This is a genomic window from Exiguobacterium sp. B2(2022) (genome assembly GCF_028823655.1).
In the GTDB taxonomy this organism is placed as follows: Bacteria; Bacillota; Bacilli; order Exiguobacteriales; family Exiguobacteriaceae; genus Exiguobacterium; species Exiguobacterium aestuarii_A.
On sequence record NZ_JAPEHX010000022.1, the window covers coordinates 1 to 16,369 of the forward strand.

At 48.2% G+C, this 16,369-nt stretch carries 21 protein-coding genes; 13 read left to right on the top strand and 8 right to left on the bottom strand.

The window, feature by feature from the left end:
• The 5 genes from ON063_RS06005 to ON063_RS06025 form a co-directional block, all read left to right on the top strand.
• The coding region (locus ON063_RS06005) for an ABC transporter substrate-binding protein (protein WP_274664532.1) at positions 1 to 876 on the top strand (876 nt) is incomplete at its 5' end.
• 59 nt (positions 877 to 935) lie between these two features.
• Positions 936 to 1,838 (top strand): carbohydrate ABC transporter permease, encoded by a 903-nt coding sequence (locus ON063_RS06010; RefSeq protein ID WP_214696921.1) that lies wholly within the window; start codon positions 936 to 938, stop codon positions 1,836 to 1,838.
• Positions 1,839 to 1,841: 3 nt separating this feature from the next.
• Positions 1,842 to 2,771: a carbohydrate ABC transporter permease gene (locus ON063_RS06015; protein ID WP_214748642.1), complete on the top strand. Its 930-nt coding sequence runs from the start codon at positions 1,842 to 1,844 to the stop codon at positions 2,769 to 2,771.
• A gap of 24 nt (positions 2,772 to 2,795) precedes the next feature.
• Positions 2,796 to 4,148 carry a GH1 family beta-glucosidase gene (locus tag ON063_RS06020; protein WP_271306114.1) on the top strand — a complete coding sequence of 451 codons (1,353 nt, stop codon included), beginning with the start codon at positions 2,796 to 2,798 and terminating at the stop codon, positions 4,146 to 4,148.
• Positions 4,149 to 4,233: 85 nt separating this feature from the next.
• Positions 4,234 to 4,479, top strand: coding sequence for a hypothetical protein (locus tag ON063_RS06025; protein ID WP_274664533.1), 246 nt, complete (start codon positions 4,234 to 4,236; stop codon positions 4,477 to 4,479).
• A gap of 33 nt (positions 4,480 to 4,512) precedes the next feature.
• Here the strand turns inward: ON063_RS06025 and ON063_RS06030 are convergent, their stop codons facing one another.
• The 7 genes from ON063_RS06030 to ON063_RS06060 form a co-directional block, all read right to left on the bottom strand.
• Positions 4,513 to 5,475: a quinone oxidoreductase family protein gene (locus ON063_RS06030; RefSeq protein ID WP_274664534.1), complete on the bottom strand. Its 963-nt coding sequence runs from the start codon at positions 5,473 to 5,475 to the stop codon at positions 4,513 to 4,515.
• A 101-nt stretch (positions 5,476 to 5,576) separates the two neighbouring features.
• Positions 5,577 to 5,714, bottom strand: a complete 138-nt coding sequence (locus ON063_RS06035) for a hypothetical protein (RefSeq protein WP_274664535.1) — start codon at positions 5,712 to 5,714, stop codon at positions 5,577 to 5,579.
• A gap of 96 nt (positions 5,715 to 5,810) precedes the next feature.
• Entirely contained in the window at positions 5,811 to 6,920 is a 1,110-nt protein-coding gene (locus ON063_RS06040) for a PTS sugar transporter subunit IIC (RefSeq protein ID WP_342455031.1), read from the bottom strand.
• 197 nt (positions 6,921 to 7,117) lie between these two features.
• On the bottom strand, positions 7,118 to 8,524 hold the full coding sequence (locus ON063_RS06045) for a GH1 family beta-glucosidase (protein ID WP_214696901.1): 1,407 nt from the start codon (positions 8,522 to 8,524) through the stop codon (positions 7,118 to 7,120).
• Positions 8,525 to 8,539: 15 nt separating this feature from the next.
• On the bottom strand, positions 8,540 to 8,848 hold the full coding sequence (locus ON063_RS06050) for a PTS sugar transporter subunit IIB (RefSeq protein ID WP_224863627.1): 309 nt from the start codon (positions 8,846 to 8,848) through the stop codon (positions 8,540 to 8,542).
• Positions 8,845 to 9,192: a PTS lactose/cellobiose transporter subunit IIA gene (locus ON063_RS06055; RefSeq protein ID WP_214696899.1), complete on the bottom strand. Its 348-nt coding sequence runs from the start codon at positions 9,190 to 9,192 to the stop codon at positions 8,845 to 8,847. The genes ON063_RS06050 and ON063_RS06055 overlap by 4 nt, the downstream gene beginning before the upstream one ends.
• Positions 9,193 to 9,344: 152 nt before the next feature.
• The gene (locus ON063_RS06060; protein ID WP_214696897.1) at positions 9,345 to 10,055 is read right to left on the bottom strand and encodes a GntR family transcriptional regulator; all 711 of its coding nucleotides are present in this window, start codon (positions 10,053 to 10,055) and stop codon (positions 9,345 to 9,347) included.
• 205 nt (positions 10,056 to 10,260) lie between these two features.
• Between ON063_RS06060 and ON063_RS06065 the strand changes: the two genes are divergently transcribed.
• The 7 genes from ON063_RS06065 to ON063_RS06095 are packed head-to-tail and all read left to right on the top strand — an operon-like array spanning position 10,261 to position 13,760.
• Complete coding sequence (locus ON063_RS06065; protein WP_274664536.1) at positions 10,261 to 10,704, top strand: hypothetical protein; 444 nt, start codon at positions 10,261 to 10,263, stop codon at positions 10,702 to 10,704.
• Positions 10,704 to 11,132 carry a hypothetical protein gene (locus tag ON063_RS06070; RefSeq protein WP_274664537.1) on the top strand — a complete coding sequence of 143 codons (429 nt, stop codon included), beginning with the start codon at positions 10,704 to 10,706 and terminating at the stop codon, positions 11,130 to 11,132. The genes ON063_RS06065 and ON063_RS06070 overlap by 1 nt, the downstream gene beginning before the upstream one ends.
• Positions 11,133 to 11,582 carry a hypothetical protein gene (locus tag ON063_RS06075; protein WP_274664538.1) on the top strand — a complete coding sequence of 150 codons (450 nt, stop codon included), beginning with the start codon at positions 11,133 to 11,135 and terminating at the stop codon, positions 11,580 to 11,582.
• Positions 11,566 to 12,036: a hypothetical protein gene (locus ON063_RS06080; RefSeq protein WP_274664539.1), complete on the top strand. Its 471-nt coding sequence runs from the start codon at positions 11,566 to 11,568 to the stop codon at positions 12,034 to 12,036. Before ON063_RS06075 ends, ON063_RS06080 begins: the two co-directional genes overlap by 17 nt.
• Positions 12,015 to 12,533: a hypothetical protein gene (locus ON063_RS06085; protein ID WP_274664540.1), complete on the top strand. Its 519-nt coding sequence runs from the start codon at positions 12,015 to 12,017 to the stop codon at positions 12,531 to 12,533. Before ON063_RS06080 ends, ON063_RS06085 begins: the two co-directional genes overlap by 22 nt.
• Positions 12,520 to 12,990 carry a hypothetical protein gene (locus tag ON063_RS06090; protein ID WP_274664541.1) on the top strand — a complete coding sequence of 157 codons (471 nt, stop codon included), beginning with the start codon at positions 12,520 to 12,522 and terminating at the stop codon, positions 12,988 to 12,990. Before ON063_RS06085 ends, ON063_RS06090 begins: the two co-directional genes overlap by 14 nt.
• A gap of 26 nt (positions 12,991 to 13,016) precedes the next feature.
• The gene (locus ON063_RS06095) at positions 13,017 to 13,760 is read left to right on the top strand and encodes an endonuclease/exonuclease/phosphatase family protein (protein WP_274664542.1); all 744 of its coding nucleotides are present in this window, start codon (positions 13,017 to 13,019) and stop codon (positions 13,758 to 13,760) included.
• A 30-nt stretch (positions 13,761 to 13,790) separates the two neighbouring features.
• Here ON063_RS06095 and ON063_RS06100 read toward each other — a convergent pair whose 3' ends face one another.
• The gene (locus tag ON063_RS06100) at positions 13,791 to 14,126 is read right to left on the bottom strand and encodes a hypothetical protein (protein WP_274664543.1); all 336 of its coding nucleotides are present in this window, start codon (positions 14,124 to 14,126) and stop codon (positions 13,791 to 13,793) included.
• A 412-nt stretch (positions 14,127 to 14,538) separates the two neighbouring features.
• Here ON063_RS06100 and glmS point away from each other — a divergent pair, with 412 nt between their 5' ends.
• The gene (gene glmS / locus ON063_RS06105; RefSeq protein WP_274664544.1) at positions 14,539 to 16,335 is read left to right on the top strand and encodes a glutamine--fructose-6-phosphate transaminase (isomerizing); all 1,797 of its coding nucleotides are present in this window, start codon (positions 14,539 to 14,541) and stop codon (positions 16,333 to 16,335) included.
• The last annotated feature ends 34 nt before the right edge of the window (positions 16,336 to 16,369 follow it).

Sequence of the window (16,369 nt, forward strand, 5' to 3'; positions counted from 1 at the left end):
ACAACTCCAGGTGGGATCTACTACAAACGTAGCATCGCTAAAGAAGCACTCGGTACTGATGACCCGGCCGAAGTCGGCGAAATGATGAGCTCGATGGACGGACTCTTCGAAGTCGGTGAAAAGCTTAAAGATAAAGGCTACAAACTCTTCCCAGACGAAGGTTCAATCCGTTGGTTCGCACAAGGCGATGACCCACAAGCATGGGTAAACGAAGACAATGAACTTGTGTTGACTGAAGGAAAAGAAAACTACTTCGACTACGCGAAAGAGCTTCGTGAAAATAACTTGACTGCTCTCGCACCAGAATGGTCACCATCTTGGTTCGAAGGAATGGATAAGCCGATCAAAGTGAAAGAAGGCGGCAAAGAAACGGAAACAGAAGTCTTCTCTTACGTACTTCCAACTTGGGGTCTCCACGCTGTCTTGAAAGAGAACGCGAAAGAGACTGCTGGTGACTGGGCTGTTACAAGCGGACCGAGCCCATACTTCTGGGGCGGTACATGGGTCGGGATCTACAAAGACTCTAAACATAAAGAAGAGGCTTACGAATTCATCAAACTCATGACACAAGATGAAGAGTTCTTGACTGAATGGGCGAAAGAGACAGGCGACGTACTTGCCTTCAACCCAGTTACAGAAAAAATCAAAACGGACTTCAGCGACGAGTTCCTCGGCGGACAGAACAACTACGAGTTCTTCCTCGGCGAAGCAGAATCGATCAAACCAGGGATCGTTACGAAATACGACCAACAGCTCGACACGCTTTACGGAGCGGCAGTTACATCTTACGTAGAAGGTAAGAAGTCGAAAGAAGATGCAATCAAAGAGTTCAAGAAACAAGTTAAAAACGCTTACCCAGACATCGTAGTAGATTGACGATGACCAACACGAGGGAGGAATTTCCTCCCTCGGTTCTTATGGAAGGAGAAATACACGTGAAAAAATTAGATCGTTACGGCTATCTGTTCATCGCCCCGTTCTGGGTTGTTTTCTTGACGTTCAGCATTTATCCGGTTTTCTTGACGCTTTACTATAGCTTCACGAACTACACCGGTAGCCCAGGAGAAGAGATTGTCGGATTTGCGAACTATACACGGTTGTTGACGGACACATACTTCATCGAAGCGTTTTTCAACACCATCAAGATTTGGGGAGTCAACTTCGCCTTGCAGATGGGAATGGCACTTTTATTAGCGCTCTTATTCTCAGATCTCCGTTTGAAGCTAAAAGGATTAAACTTTTTCCGTTCATTCTTCTATCTTCCAAACTTGATCACAATCAGCTCGGTCGCGCTTTTGTTCGGTATCTTGCTCGACTGGCAGCATGGTTCACTCAACATGGTGTTGATGAAAATCGGTTTGATTTCAAATCCGATCGACTGGTTGGCAGAACCCGTGACGGCTCAACTATCCGTTTCACTCATCTTGACATGGATGTGGTTCGGTCACTCCTTCATCATCGTGATGGCCGGTGTCTCAGGAATCTCGACAGATTACTTTGAAGCCGCTCACATCGACGGTGCGAACCGTTGGCAGATGTTTACGAAAGTGACGTTGCCGCTCTTAAAACCAATTCTTCTCTACATCATGATTACATCGCTCATTGGTGGACTTCAATTGTTCGACCTTCCGATGTTGATTACAGATGGAATCGGTTCACCAGACGGTTCGTTGAACACGATGGTGCTTTACTTGTATAACCAAGCCTTCAAGTACAACAACTACGGCTACGCATCTGCGGTCGCTTACGGCTTATTCTTGATTACGCTCATCTTCTCGGCGATCGTCTTCAAAGGTATGTTCCGCAACGAACGCGCAACACAGAAGAAGGGGGCGTAAGCGATGGAACAAAATGCAGAAACACGGCGAATGCTTCCGGATAGCGAAGCGCAGCCAAAACGTAAAGAAGACCGTCCACTCAAAGTGGCGCCACCTCAAAAACAAAAGTCGAAGCATCGTGTTGTGCGAGGCTTGATCTATGCAAGTTTGGTTATTCTTGCGATTATCTGCTTCATCCCGTTCTTGATGATGATCATCAACGCGACGCGGACGAATGGAGAAGTCATATCTGGCTTCACCTTGATCCCTGGTAATGCGTTGCTCGATAACTACGCTACCCTGAGCGAGTACATCAACATCTGGACCGGTTTTAAAAACAGCTTGATTATCTCGGTATCGGTAACGGTACTTTCGGGCTACTTCTCAGCCCTTACAGCTTATGGATTCACGTTCTACAACTTCAAAGGGAAGAATGCGATGTTCATCTTCATGCTCGTCATGATGATGGTTCCGGCACAACTTGGACTCATCGGATTCTACGAGATTTCAAAAACGCTTGGCATTCTCGATACGTTCATCCCGTTGATCGTCCCTGCGATTGCAACACCGTTCACGGTCTTCTTCATCCGCCAGTACACGCAAGCGACACTTCACATCAGTTTGATTGAAGCGGCACGGATTGACGGTGCGAGCGAGTTACGTATTTTCCATACAATCGCGCTCCCAATGATGATGCCAGCGATTGCGACGATGTCGATCTTCACGTTCATCGGCTCGTGGAACAACTACTTGATGCCACTTGTCCTCTTATTCTCTCCTGAGAAATACACGTTGCCTGTCTTGATGGGCTTCTTGAAAGGATCACAAGTCGCAGAAAACCTTGGCGCGCTTTACCTAGGAATCGCGATCTCGGTCGTACCGATCATGATTGCCTTCTTGTTCCTCTCGAAGTACATCGTCAGCAGTATTTCGGCAGGTGCTGTCAAAGAATAAATATAGAGAAAAGAGGAAAACACTATGCATTTTAAGAAAGACTTCGTATTCGGGACAGCCACGTCCTCATACCAAATTGAAGGCGCACACAATGAAGGGGGACGTACCCCTTCCATCTGGGATATGTTCTGTGACATCGACGGGCGCGTGTTTGAAAAGCATAACGGCGATGTCGCATGTGACCACTACCATCGTTACGAAGAAGACATCCAGCACATCAAAAAGCTAGGTGTCGACACGTATCGATTCTCCATCGCGTGGCCACGAATCTTCCCTGCCAAGGGAGAGTATAACCCAGAAGGTATGGCGTTCTACAAAAACTTGGCGCTGCGTCTCCGTGAAGAAGGAATCAAACCAGCCGTCACGATTTACCACTGGGACCTTCCGATGTGGGCTCATGAAGAAGGTGGCTGGGTCAACCGTGAATCGGTTGACTGGTTCCTCGATTATGCGAAAGTCTGTTTTGAAGAGCTTGATGACATCGTCGACTCTTGGATCACCCACAATGAGCCTTGGTGTGCCGGCTTCCTCGGCTACCATGTCGGTGTTCACGCACCGGGTCATCGTGACATGAACGAAGCGGTACGCGCCGTGCACCACATCTTGTTGTCGCACGGAAAAGCGGTCGAATTGTTGAAGCGAGAGATGACATCCACGACCCCGATCGGCATCACGCTCAACTTGTCACCGATGTACGCGAAGACGGATTCGGCGAATGACCGCCTTGCGATGAACAATGCCGACGGGTATTCGAATCGTTGGTTCCTCGATCCGGTCTTCAAAGGCCAGTATCCGGTCGACATGATGAACTTGTTCTCTAAATATGTGCATAACTTCGATTTCATCCAATCGGGTGATATGGAGACGATCTCGACAGCTTGCGATTTCTTCGGCATTAACTTCTACAGCCGTGGCATTGTCGAGTTCAACGCAGCAAATGATTTCTTGAAGGCAGACGCTTACTCGGACTATGAGAAGACGGGCATGGGCTGGGATATCGCCCCGAACGAATTCAAAGACCTGATCCGTCGTTTACGCGCCGAGTATACTGACCTTCCCATCTACATCACAGAGAACGGCGCCGCATTTGACGACGTGCTGGAAAATGGCGAAGTCCATGACGATAACCGGATCGACTACGTCCGCCAGCACCTCGAAGCCGTTTCTGACTTGAACGATGAAGGCATGAACATTCAAGGCTACTACCTCTGGTCGCTCATGGATAACTTCGAATGGAGCTTCGGATACGAGAAGCGCTTCGGAATCCTCTATATCGACTTTGAGACACAAGAGCGTATCTGGAAAGATAGCGCGAAGTGGTATGCTGGTGTCATCGCCGACCATAAAGCCAAACACGCGGATAGCGTTGAGGCGTAACATGCATCCATCCCTGCCGCTACGGGGATGGATTTTTTGTGTGTATTTTATCTGTTACGGGAACTGTAAGAGGGGAGGGATATTCATGAAACGAGAATTTTCGACATACGAAGTAACAGGCTATGACGACCAAGGGAAGATCAAGTTCGTTCATTTGAGAGAAGGGGAGTTCGTGTTGCCGGTTGAGATTAAAGGAGACGACTTACTAAAAATCAAGAAGATGATGGAACTGAATCCCGGGGTGACTGTGATTATCCATGCGGCGGTCGACCAGAAACGGATGCGACTGCTTGAAGTGGACGGATACTCACTCCGGAAAGAAGACATGTAAAAACGCCAGCACCGAAAACGGGCTGGCGTTTGTTTATGGGATCAAGAGGATTTTGCCTTGGCTCTTCCGACTTTCTAACAAGGCATGGGCCGATGCACCATCTGACAAGGCGAACGTTGTCGGTGATGGAATGATGAGTGAACCGTCCTCGATCCAACTGAACAATTCGTGCGACCGACGAATGCGTTCCTCCTTTGAGGTGAGGACGTTCCATAAGTCGCCACCCGTCAATGTCTTCGATGTGTCCATGAGCATACGCGGATCGACCGGTTTTGGATCGCCGCCGGCCATGCCGTAGAAGACGACCGTCCCACCGATGCGAGTCGCTTCAAAGCTGTTTTCTAATGTCGCACCGACCGAATCATAAACGACATCGGCACCGCGACCGTCCGTGGCATTACGAATCTCTTCGACCCATGCTTCGTCATAGCGATAGGCACGGGCACCATGTGTTTGGATGGTCGCCACTTTTTCATCTGTCGACGTGAGACCGATGACCTGCCCGCCGAGACGCTGAATCATTTGTGTCAACAATTGACCGACACCGCCAGCGGCTGCATGTACGACTGCGACATCATCGGCTTGAATCCGATAGCTGTCGTGGACGAGGTAATGGGCCGTCAATCCTTGAAGCATGGTCGATGCGGCTGTTTCGAATGAAATGGCATCTGGAAGAGGAATCGCCTTGTCGAGCGGGACGGCAACAAATTCTGCGTTGGCGTGCGGTACATCGGCAAAGGCGATGCGATCCCCGACTTGAAGCGAGGTGACGTTCGCCCCGACCGCTTCGATCACACCGGCTCCTTCATATCCGAGAATGTATGGAGGTTCTCCGACGAGATGATAGTTGCCTTTCCGGCGATACACATCGGCATAGTTCAATCCGATGGCTTTCGTGCGTACCAATACTTCATCGACTTGTGGCATCGGTGTCGGGACTTCTTTATATGTTAAAACATCAGGACCACCGAACTGATGGAAGACGAGTGCCTTCATGCTGATCACTTCCTTCGTTAGATTCACTCAAACTATAGCATATGCATCTTCTAATATTTGTAGAGATGCCTAAGAAAAAGCCTGAGTTCATTGTAGTGAACTCAGGCTTTGTTCGACTCGGTTTGCTTTCCTGCCTGATACCCAGCCACGAGAATGAATAAGGTACCTATGATATAAGGAATGACGGACTGAAAGGCGAGACCTGCTGCAAATGAGGAAGAGACCAATAACGTAAACATGACGGTAACATTTCTTTTCATCCTGACCCAACTTTCCAATCTTTTCCTACATGATAACAGCCCTCCTCATTGCTGAGAAGGGCTGTCGTTTTTGTTTCAGGCTGACGCTTTGTCTGCCTCTTCTTGTGCTTTCAATTCTTCACCGTACGAGACGCGGTCTTGAATGCGAACGAATGGAAGGTAAACTGCAACGGCCATAGCAATCGTTGCAATCTGTAAGAGGGCAGCACGCCATCCACCGATCAAGAATCCAGAGATGACTGGAGGTGTCGTCCATGGTACTTGAAGGGCGTTGAACGGCTCGACCCAACCCCAAAGGATGGCAAAGTAAACCATGAATGAAGCGATGGCCGGCACGATAACGAATGGGACGAACATGATCGGGTTGAAGACGATTGGCATCCCGAAGATGACCGGCTCATTGATGTTGAAGATACTTGGCGCAAGTGATAACTTACCAAGCTGCTTCAAGTGTGCCGAACGTGCGACAATCAGTGTCGCGATGATGAAACCGATTGTGATCCCTGATCCACCGAGTTTCGTGAACACATCAAGGAACTGGATTGTAACGATTTTTGCGTTCTCACCAGCGACAAGCGTACCACCAGCATCGAGGATCGCTTGGTTTTGAAGCGCGTTCGCTGTGAGAAGTGGTCCCATGATTCCCATAAGGATTGCAGCACCGTGAATCCCACACCACCACATGACAGACATGAGCACCATGATGATAACGGCTCCAGCGAGTGTGTCTGTCAAGTTTTGAAGTGGTGCTTGAAGCACATCATAGATGACTTCTGTGAACGTACGCTCTGCAACCGCTTGGAAAATCGCAAACGTCGCAACGGCGAGTGAGATGATTGCCAAACCAGGAACAAGTGCAGAGAATGAGTTCGATACGCCTGGCGGTACACCGTCCGGCATTTTAATGCTGATCCCGCGTTTGATGAACTGCGAGTAGATAAATCCAACTGTCAATCCGACGATGATGGCAGCGAGGACACCTTGTCCACCTGTCCATACTTTTGGAATGACGCCACCGACGAATTCCCCAGATTCAGACAAGACAGAAGCTTGTGTGATGATGAGGAACGAGATAATCCCGAGAATACCAGCCGGTACCCCTTCGATCTTTTCGTTCTTGACGTATGAGTAACAAACGTCGCACCGACGACTTGCGTGAGCGGGAGTGACCAGTCTGCCCCGAATAGACCTGACATGAAGTCAGCCCAACCTGGAATCGGTAACGCCAGGATGAGAAGGAACAGCGACCCGATGATGGTCATCGGCATCGTGAGGATGAACCCGTCCTTAATCGCAAGGACGGGCTTGGCGTTCGCGAAGCGAACAAAAGCAGGGGTGAACTTTTCAAATACTCTTTCTAAGCGGCTCATAGGGGAACCTCCTTATAGGTCTTCAGCGCGCGTGGCGATGATCTCTTTATACCAGTGGAACGACTGTTTCTTCTTCCGTGCGAGACCGTTGTTGTGGTCGACGTAGATGAAGCCGTATTGTTTCTTATAACCGTTCAACCAACTGAGAAGGTCAATTGCAGACCAAGCGTAGTAACCGGCAACGTTGATGCCTTGTTGAACAGCATGTTTGACTGCACGAAGGTGACCTTCGATGTACTCGATTCGTGGCGTGTCCATGATTTCACCGTCGACGATCGGGTCGACATCACCGAGACCGTTCTCTGTGATATAGATTTTGACGTCGCCGTAACGATCTTTTAACATGTGCATCCCATCGAGGAACGCTTCCGGTGAGATTTCCCAATCCCATTTCGTGTACACTTTGTCGTCCATCTTGACTGTCTTATAGACGCCATCGAACGATGGGTTACCGGGGCGACCTGTCGAGTTCTCACGTCCACCAGCCATGACGAGCGCTGAGTCATTTTTCATGACGCGCTGCGGGCTGTAGTAGTTGAGACCGATAAAGTCGTTCATCGGAGCGGTACGTTTCAAGACGTCGAGTTCTTCCTCTGTCATTTCAGGGAGAAGACCTTGTTCGTTCAGACCGTTCACGACGTACTCTGGATATTCACCTTTTAAGATCGGGTCGTAGAACCAATGTGTCGCATAAGCGTTCGCATGCATTTCGGCAAACTTGTTCTCTTCTGCGTCATCGATACTGAACGCCGGGTTGAACACGTGCGTGATCCCGATTTCGCCAGTGTGACCGTTTTGTTTGAAGAGCTCGACGGCACGGGCGTGAGCGACGAAGACGTTATGCGTCGTTTGGAAATAACCTTTGACGTCGCCTTCGATGCCTGGCGGGTGTGCGCCTGTTAAGTATCCAAGTGAGCAGAAGATGACCGCTTCGTTGAATGTGATCCAGTGGTTAACACGGTCACCGAACGATTGGAAGCAAGTATCCGCGAAACGGACGAATGCGTCAACCGTCTCTTTGTTCTTCCAGCCACCTTTTTCTTCAAGTGCTTGTGGAAGGTCCCAATGGTAGAGTGTGACGAATGGGACGATGTCGTGTTTCAAACATTCGTCGATCAAGTTGTTGTAGAACTCAAGTCCTTTTTCGTTCACTTCACCCGTACCGTTCGGGAAGACGCGTGGCCATGAGATCGAGAAGCGATACGATTCGAGTCCCATCTCCGCCATGAGCGCGATGTCTTCTTTATAACGGTGGTAATGGTCGACTGCGACGTCGCCGTTTGTGTTTTCAAATGTCTTACCAGGAATTTTCGAGAAGACGTCCCAGTTCGAGAGACCTTTCCCGTCCTCGTTCCATGCGCCTTCGACCTGATAAGAGGCCGAAGCGGCGCCGAACAAGAAATCTTTAGGCATTTTCAAAGTAGTCACCTCAGTTTATTTATTTACAAGTTTTAATGAGTGGTCTAATACTTTCGCACCGTTCATCATTCCGTAGTCGACTGTGTTGATGACGTCGATTGGAACACCTTTTGGTTCGCAGATTTGCTTCCCTTTTGAAAGAAGGTACTTCACTTGTGGTCCGAGAAGAGCGACGTCGATGTTGTTAACGTATGTTTCCATCTCTGATTCTGGGTAAGCTGCGATTTCAGCTTCGATGCCGCGCTCAGAGGCAACCGCTTTCATTTTTTCTACTAACATACTTGTTGACATACCTGCCGCACAGAAGAGTCCGATTTTAATCATTTTTGATCCATTCCTTTCAATTCGTTGATTTCGTTTTGCATGTTCATCATATATCCAAGCATTTCTTTGACGAGAATTGTGTTCATCAAGTGATCTTGCGCGTGCACCATGAGGACACCGACCGTTGCCGATTTGCCTTGTGCTTCGAGCGTGACGAATTTCGTTTGAATCGCATGTGCTTCTTTTAATGTCGCGTCACCAGCAACGACTGCTGCTTCGGCTTCTTCTTTCTTTCCTTCTTGCATGAGGAGCATCGCTTGATGGTAGCTCGCTTTGGCGTCACCCGAGAGGGCGATGAGACCGAAAATATCTTCCGGTGAGATCTCGATTGTTTCAGAAACCATAATATCTCTCCTTTTTGTATGGATAACTAAAATTCATAGGTACAAATATTTTCTACACGTTGATAGTAGCACGAAAGCGTTTTCGTGTAAACCCTTACTTTTCGAAAAAGTGCATAAAAAATGCGCGCGAGAAAAGCATCTCTCGGGCGCGTTTAGGACTTGATGTTCGAGACTTTGAGCATTTTGACATGTTTAAAATGATGGATGGAACGAGAGACGTCGAAGATTTGTCCGTTCGTCAAATAGACGGTGTTGTCGACAATCAAGGCTGGGTCATTCTCGTTCAGGTCGAGCAGATCGGCGGACTCAGAATCTAAAAAGTCTGCGTAAATGACTCGGTCAGCGAATCCGATGGCAAGTTTTTGGTCACTTCGTAAATATGTGTAGATCGACTTTTGGACGATGTTCTCATCTAAGTAGATGACGAGCTCTTTTCGGAAGTATGAATCCTCTACAGAGAACGGATGATCATCAACGAGACGTAGACGTTTCACGAAGTAGACAGGTGTCCCGATTGGGCACTTCATACGTTCGGCGACCTCATCGTTCGCCACCGTCTGTTCGAAATGTAAGACGCGTGTCTCGACTTTTCGACCGCTGAAGTCACTTGTTAAACCTTGGAGCTTTTCTAAATTGATGTAATCGCTATTGTAATGGTCACGGACGAAGACGCCGCTCCCTTGAACTTGATAGACGTATCCTTTGTTGACGAGGATTTCGATCGCTTTTCGGACCGTATTGCGACTGACACCATATTTATTAGCGTACTCATCTTCGGTCAATAATTTATTCGTATGTTGGTAGACGTGATTGACAATGTCTGATTCAATCTGGCTCGCAACTTGCTTGTACTTCGGAGACATACAGTTCTACACCTTTCAAAAAAATTTGTGGGAATGAATTTGCTAACAGTATAGCAGATAACCTTTGTAAGCGGATACGTCTCATTCGTCAATTGTTGAAAAAAGTCGAACGATTCATTGCGGGAATATTCGGAAAATGTGAAACAATGATGGCATAGAATGCGTATATAAGAAAAATGCATGTTAGAGAAAGGAGGTGCTCGATTTGACTGAGACACATTGGTATATAGAAGAGACAACATGGCGGAAGTCACATCTTCAGGTCGGTTATACATTGCTGGCGTTTATTATACTTGCAATTATCCTATCGTTCTTCGGACGTTATGTCTGGCTGACCGTTCCGTTTGTTTTGATCTTAATCGCCATGATTGGATTAGATGTGAAAAAGTATCGAATACGTCGTAAGCATATGGATAATCAAAATCTGATGCGATTACTGATAGGGAACCTACTTTATGATTTGATCAGTTCAGGTGTGCTTATCTCACTCATTTCAGCTCTTCTCATCTTTCAATTTGACAGTTTGGCGTTAGCGATAGGTTTTCTCGTATGGGGAGTGGTGAGCGATCAGGTGTCACGAACGTTTCAAAAGAAATTAAATGAACAGGTTCCATTATTAAAGCAGTTGGATCAGGAGCGACAAAAATGATGAATGAACGGATAACGCAAGAGAAGGCATGGAAACGTTTATTCGACCAATGGATCTTCGGCATATTTGGAACATTGGTGGTACTCATGTTTCCCATCAGTTTATGGACGGATGACCTTACATGGGGCGTGTTGTATATCGCCTGTACACTCATTCCGTTGAACATCTTATATGTGAGGCGTTATCGGATGCGCCTGTCATTTCAACCAGAATTGAAAGGGTTATATCGTCGTCAACTTGCTCGGGACGGGATCAACAGTGTTGCCTTCTTTCTCGCATTGAATCATCAATTATTGTTCACATCAAACGTGGCGTATATATGTGTCACGGTGTTCATCGCAGGCGCGATGTTATGGACATGGAACGTGGAGACGCAGACAAAACGACAAGATGTAGAGTGTATCAACTTTAACAAGGAGGCGATATAAGTGGAGCAAGACGTAAAGTGGATGCAACGGATGCGAGGTTATGCCGTACCCGTCATGATTCTATATGTCACAGCCGTCATTGTCGCCCTCTTGTTAGAGAAAATGTGGCTCAATCCCATCATGGGGTCGGTCTCCGTGATCATCGTCGTAATGGGCTATCAAGAGATGCGCATCATGTGGCGAATGACCAAGCATCCAAAGGCGCATCGAATTCTCATTATTCAATACGTATTCGAATGGGTGGATGCGATTTTATTGACGACACTCATGGTGACCCTGCTGACCACAGAAGATGTTGGTCTCATGATTGGTCTCTTTTTCGGGATATGGGGAGTACTTAGTCCGCTTCGGCAGAAGTGGTTCACAAATCAACTCCAATATATTGAACCAGGGCTTCCGACGTATGAAGAAGTGATTGAAGGGAGGGTCTCGCATGAATCGTCCATTTGAACTTACAGTAACGCATGCCAAACAGTTCGAGCGGTTCTTTGGTTGGCCCGTACTCGTCATTTTCTTGATTTCGTTCATCGTGATGTTGCGGACACAGGCGATGTGGGTCATCCCGGTCATGTTGGTCGTAGCCATGGGTATGGCTTATAAAGGATACATGGAATATCGAGTCATTCGCCATTTTGCCGAACATCGAGCGGTCGCTCGCGTGCTACGCTATCGACTCATTGACTGTTGGATTGATGCCGTTTCTTTATTTGCGCTCTTCATCCCGATGTATGTAAACGAAGATGCCTTCATCCTGATTGGCGGGATCGTCGCCCTTTGGGGGTTGACGAAATCGTATCGAGAGAAGAAGTGGAAAGAGCGAATTCTTGGACATCAGTCTAGGCTACCGACGTATGAAGACGTGTTGGAAAGGAGAGAGGACGTATGGAACTATCACCAAAAGTAAAGTCGCAAATCGATACGATTTTAAAAGTAGACCGTTTGACGAAATGGGGTGTAGGCATCATCGGAATCGGGCTTGTCGTCAGTTTTTTGATTTACGCCTCGTATTGGACACTCTCTGACGGCGTTGTTACAGGCACATTGTATGCCGTGCTCGCCGCAATCTTGACGGGTATTTTTATTCAATATCGGATGTGGCTGCGCTTTGTGAAGAATCAAATGGCACGTAACCTCTTATCAATCAAAATGATGGCACACACGCTCGCTTTGACCGGTATCGGGATTTATGGACTCTTTTACTTTACGAGTGAAACGACAGGCACACAATCGTTCCGCATGTTCCTCCTTTCCCAGCTGACGTTTTTCGGGATTGAATACTTGGCGAAACGGTTCGATCGCGTCATTCAGTCTTATGATGAGAACTATTTGACGGATCAAGATTTAAAAGAAATTCGTGAAGTTCGAGAATACGAGAAGGAGCAACGTCGTGAACAAACGTGATCAGATGAGAGAGCTTGTCACAGTGGAAACTGAAAAGAATAGAGTCTTCACTTTTCTGTCGTGGATGGTCTGTATATCGTTGTTTGTGGCGACGGAAAAAGGATGGGTGTCAGCAGGAACTGTTCTTTTGATTGGTCAATTTGCAGGATTATTTGCGATTAAAAAGTCTTGGAAGAAAGAAACGATTCAATTGAAGTATTTAACGAATCGAGACGCCAAACGTCACATACACTTGATGTCGATTTTTAATTTTTTGACGTTCCCGATTTTGCTCATCCTTATGTTCGGATGGGTAACGAAACAAATTGAGACACCTTACTTTATTGGGTTGATGGTGACTGAAGGTGTCATATCCGTCATCGGACATAAATGGTATGAGCGATATATGGTTCGTCTCGACGAGAACTATGTCACGGAACGAGAGTTAAAAGAAGAACAAAAATGGGGGAGCGCGTGACTCACTCGAGAAAGTAGGAATATGAAGTGAGGATTGCGACGTATAACATTTGGAACCATGACACGCTATGGCAAAAACGAATCGATGCGATTTGCCAAGAAGTAAAACGAATCGACGCGGATTTGATTGCACTGCAAGAAGTCCGTTCTTACGAAGAGGGTAGTGTGGCTCATGACATTGCGGAAGCAACGGGTTATCCATACTGTGTCTTTCATGCTTACCCCGACTCACCGAACGAAGGACTCGCTTTTTTGAGTAAAGTCCCTTTTTCTTCAGTTGAAGCGATTTGGGAAGAGGATGTGGAAGAGTCAAACTTTTGTGCGACCCGAGTGACGCTCGAGCGGGGAAGTCAGGAATGGGGCATCACCAACATGCATCTGAACTGGCGCTCTTCTTCGATTCGAGAACGTCAGGTGAGAGCGGTTCAAGACTGGTTAAGTAAAGGACGCCGGAAGTCGGTCGAAGTGTTATGTGGAGACTTCAATGATCATCCTCAATCTGCCATCTATCAAGATTTATCGGATGCAAGGTGGTTAGACGTTACGACGTTTGTTGAGGAAGAGCCACGGGCGACGTTAGACGTAAAGCACAACCCGTACCTACAATCCTCTAATATCGAGCAACCTGAACGATACGATTGGATTTTGATCCGTTCCGAGTGGAAAGACGTTGAGGTTCAGCATGTCGATGTATTTGGAGACATACGAACGAGTACGGACGTTATACCGAGTGATCATTACGGTGTGATGGTTGACTTCATCGTGAATTAACAAGGAGGATGTGCTGCGGCGCCTCCTTTTTTATTTGAACAACCGAGCGATGAACCCCACACATGCCGCAAAGGGAAGAAGGAGAAGAAGCCCGAGCCATTGATCTCGCCAGACGACAAACCAAAAAGCGGCTTGCAGACACAGGATGCCAACTGCGGCAAAAATCACAAATAGCAGTGCCTTTTTGCGGGTGGAGCGGTCGTCCCACCATTCTTTAAAGTAAGGAAAACTGCAGAAGAATGCCATGGCCATAAAGAAAATCGCAGGAAACAACATGACATCCCCTAACGTGCTATTCCCTTCAAATTCTAGCCACCTGGATAAGACAGATAACAGTATGCCAATCAACAGGAAGATGCCGCCCATGTGTTTCCCCTCATTTCTTTACTCGTTACTTGTATCATGCCCGTTCTCTCCCTAGTCGAAAACCTGAAGGAGTGATGGCTTTTTAGTGAAAGTGGTGACTTTTACATGAACGGTAAAAAAGTATTCGGCGACAATTTTTCAGATTGCTCTATCCAATTCTTTTTATACTCGATAGCATGAAAGCGTATCTGGAGAAACGGTTGGATATGAAACAGAAGCGCCAGAACTCTACGGAGTTGACGAGGACGAAGGTGATCGAGATTTCGGCGGATGCCTTCCAGTCGCGTGTCACGACTGAGAGGGTCTCGTTAAAGCGTTCGGGTGACCGGACGGACAAAGCGAGACTTGATGACATTACTCTAAAAAGCCCGTTTCCTTTTTCGAGAAATCGAAGAATAGAGGAGATTTGTTTATGTGTGGAATTGTAGGAATGATTGGGAATACCGGAGCGAAGGAAGTCCTTCTCAAAGGTCTTGAAAAACTCGAGTACCGTGGTTATGACTCGGCAGGTCTTGCGTTGATGCATGAAAATGTCAACGTTCACAAAGAAGTCGGTCGCATCGCTGCGCTACGCGAAATCATCCCAGCAGAAGTAGACGGCACGATTGGAATCGGCCACACACGTTGGGCGACACACGGGGTACCAAGCGTACCGAACGCCCACCCGCACCAAAGTACGACAGGACGCTTCACGCTCGTGCACAACGGCGTGATCGAGAACGATGAAATCATCAAGAAGACGCTTGACGTCCCGTTCCTTTCAGAGACGGACACGGAAGTCATCGTCCAGCTCATGGAGAAACACTTCGTCGAGCTCGGCGAAGTCGAGGCGGCGTTCCGCAAGACGCTCTCGGACCTCCACGGTTCATACGCGATCGCGATGATTGACTCAGAGGACAAAGAGCGCCTCTATATCGGGAAGAACAAGTCACCGCTCCTCGTCGGACTCGGTGACGGCACGTTCAACGTCGTCGCATCGGATGCGATGGCGATGCTCCAGGTGACGGACCAGTACCTCGAGCTCCACGACGGCGAGATCGTCATCCTCACGCGTGAGTCGGCGACAATCAAGACGCTCGACGGCGAAGTGCTTGAGCGTGCACCGTACACGGCCGAGATCGACGCGTCAGACATCGAGAAGGGCACGTACGCGCACTACATGTTGAAGGAGATGGACGAGCAGCCGGCCGTCATCCGCAACATCATCCAGCACTACCAGAACGAAAACGGCGACATCGAACTCACGGAAGGCGTGCGCGAGCTCGTTTCGGAAGCGGATCGCGTCTATATCGTCGCGTGTGGGACAAGCTATAACGCCGGACTCGTCGGGAAAGACATTTTAGAACGCATCGCCGGCATTCCGACAGAAGTGCACGTTTCTTCTGAATTTGGCTACAATATGCCGCTCTTAAGTGAACGTCCGTTGTTCGTCTTCTTATCACAATCCGGTGAGACGGCGGACAGCCGTGCCGTCCTCGTCGAAGTGAAGAAACGCGGATATAAAGCGCTCACCATGACGAATGTACCGGGTTCAACGCTCTCACGCGAAGCGAACGAGACGATGCTCCTCCACGCCGGACCGGAAATCGCCGTCGCGTCGACGAAAGCGTACACGGCACAGATTGCCGTCCTCGCGATTCTCGCGTATGACATCGCTCGTGCGACAGGGAAAGAATTACCTTTCGACCTGATGCCGGAGCTTGCACGTGTTGCGACCATTATGGACTCCATCATGGCGCAAAAAGAGTTGTTCGAAGACCTCGCGGAACGTTATTTGAAAACGACACCGAACACGTTCTTCATCGGTCGTGGGCTTGACGCTTCTGTCTGTCTCGAAGGAGCGCTCAAAGTAAAAGAGATTTCGTATATCCAAGCGGAAGGATACCCAGGTGGGGAACTGAAGCACGGGTCGATCGCCTTGATTGAGGACGGGACACCGGTTATCGCGCTCATCTCGCAACCGAAGACGAACTTGAACATTCGTGGAAACGTCAAAGAGGTCGTTGCCCGTGGCGCGAACGCCTGTATCATTTCCATGCAAGGCGTCGAACATGAGAATGATGACTTCATCTTGCCGCACGTCGAGCCACTCTTGGCACCGCTCATCAACGTATTGCCGGTTCAGTTGATGGCATATTACGCGGCACTCGCCCGTGGTTGTGACGTCGACAAGCCACGGAACTTGGCGAAATCGGTGACGGTCGAATAAACTGAACATAGTGTAAGGCACCTTTCTTCAGGAG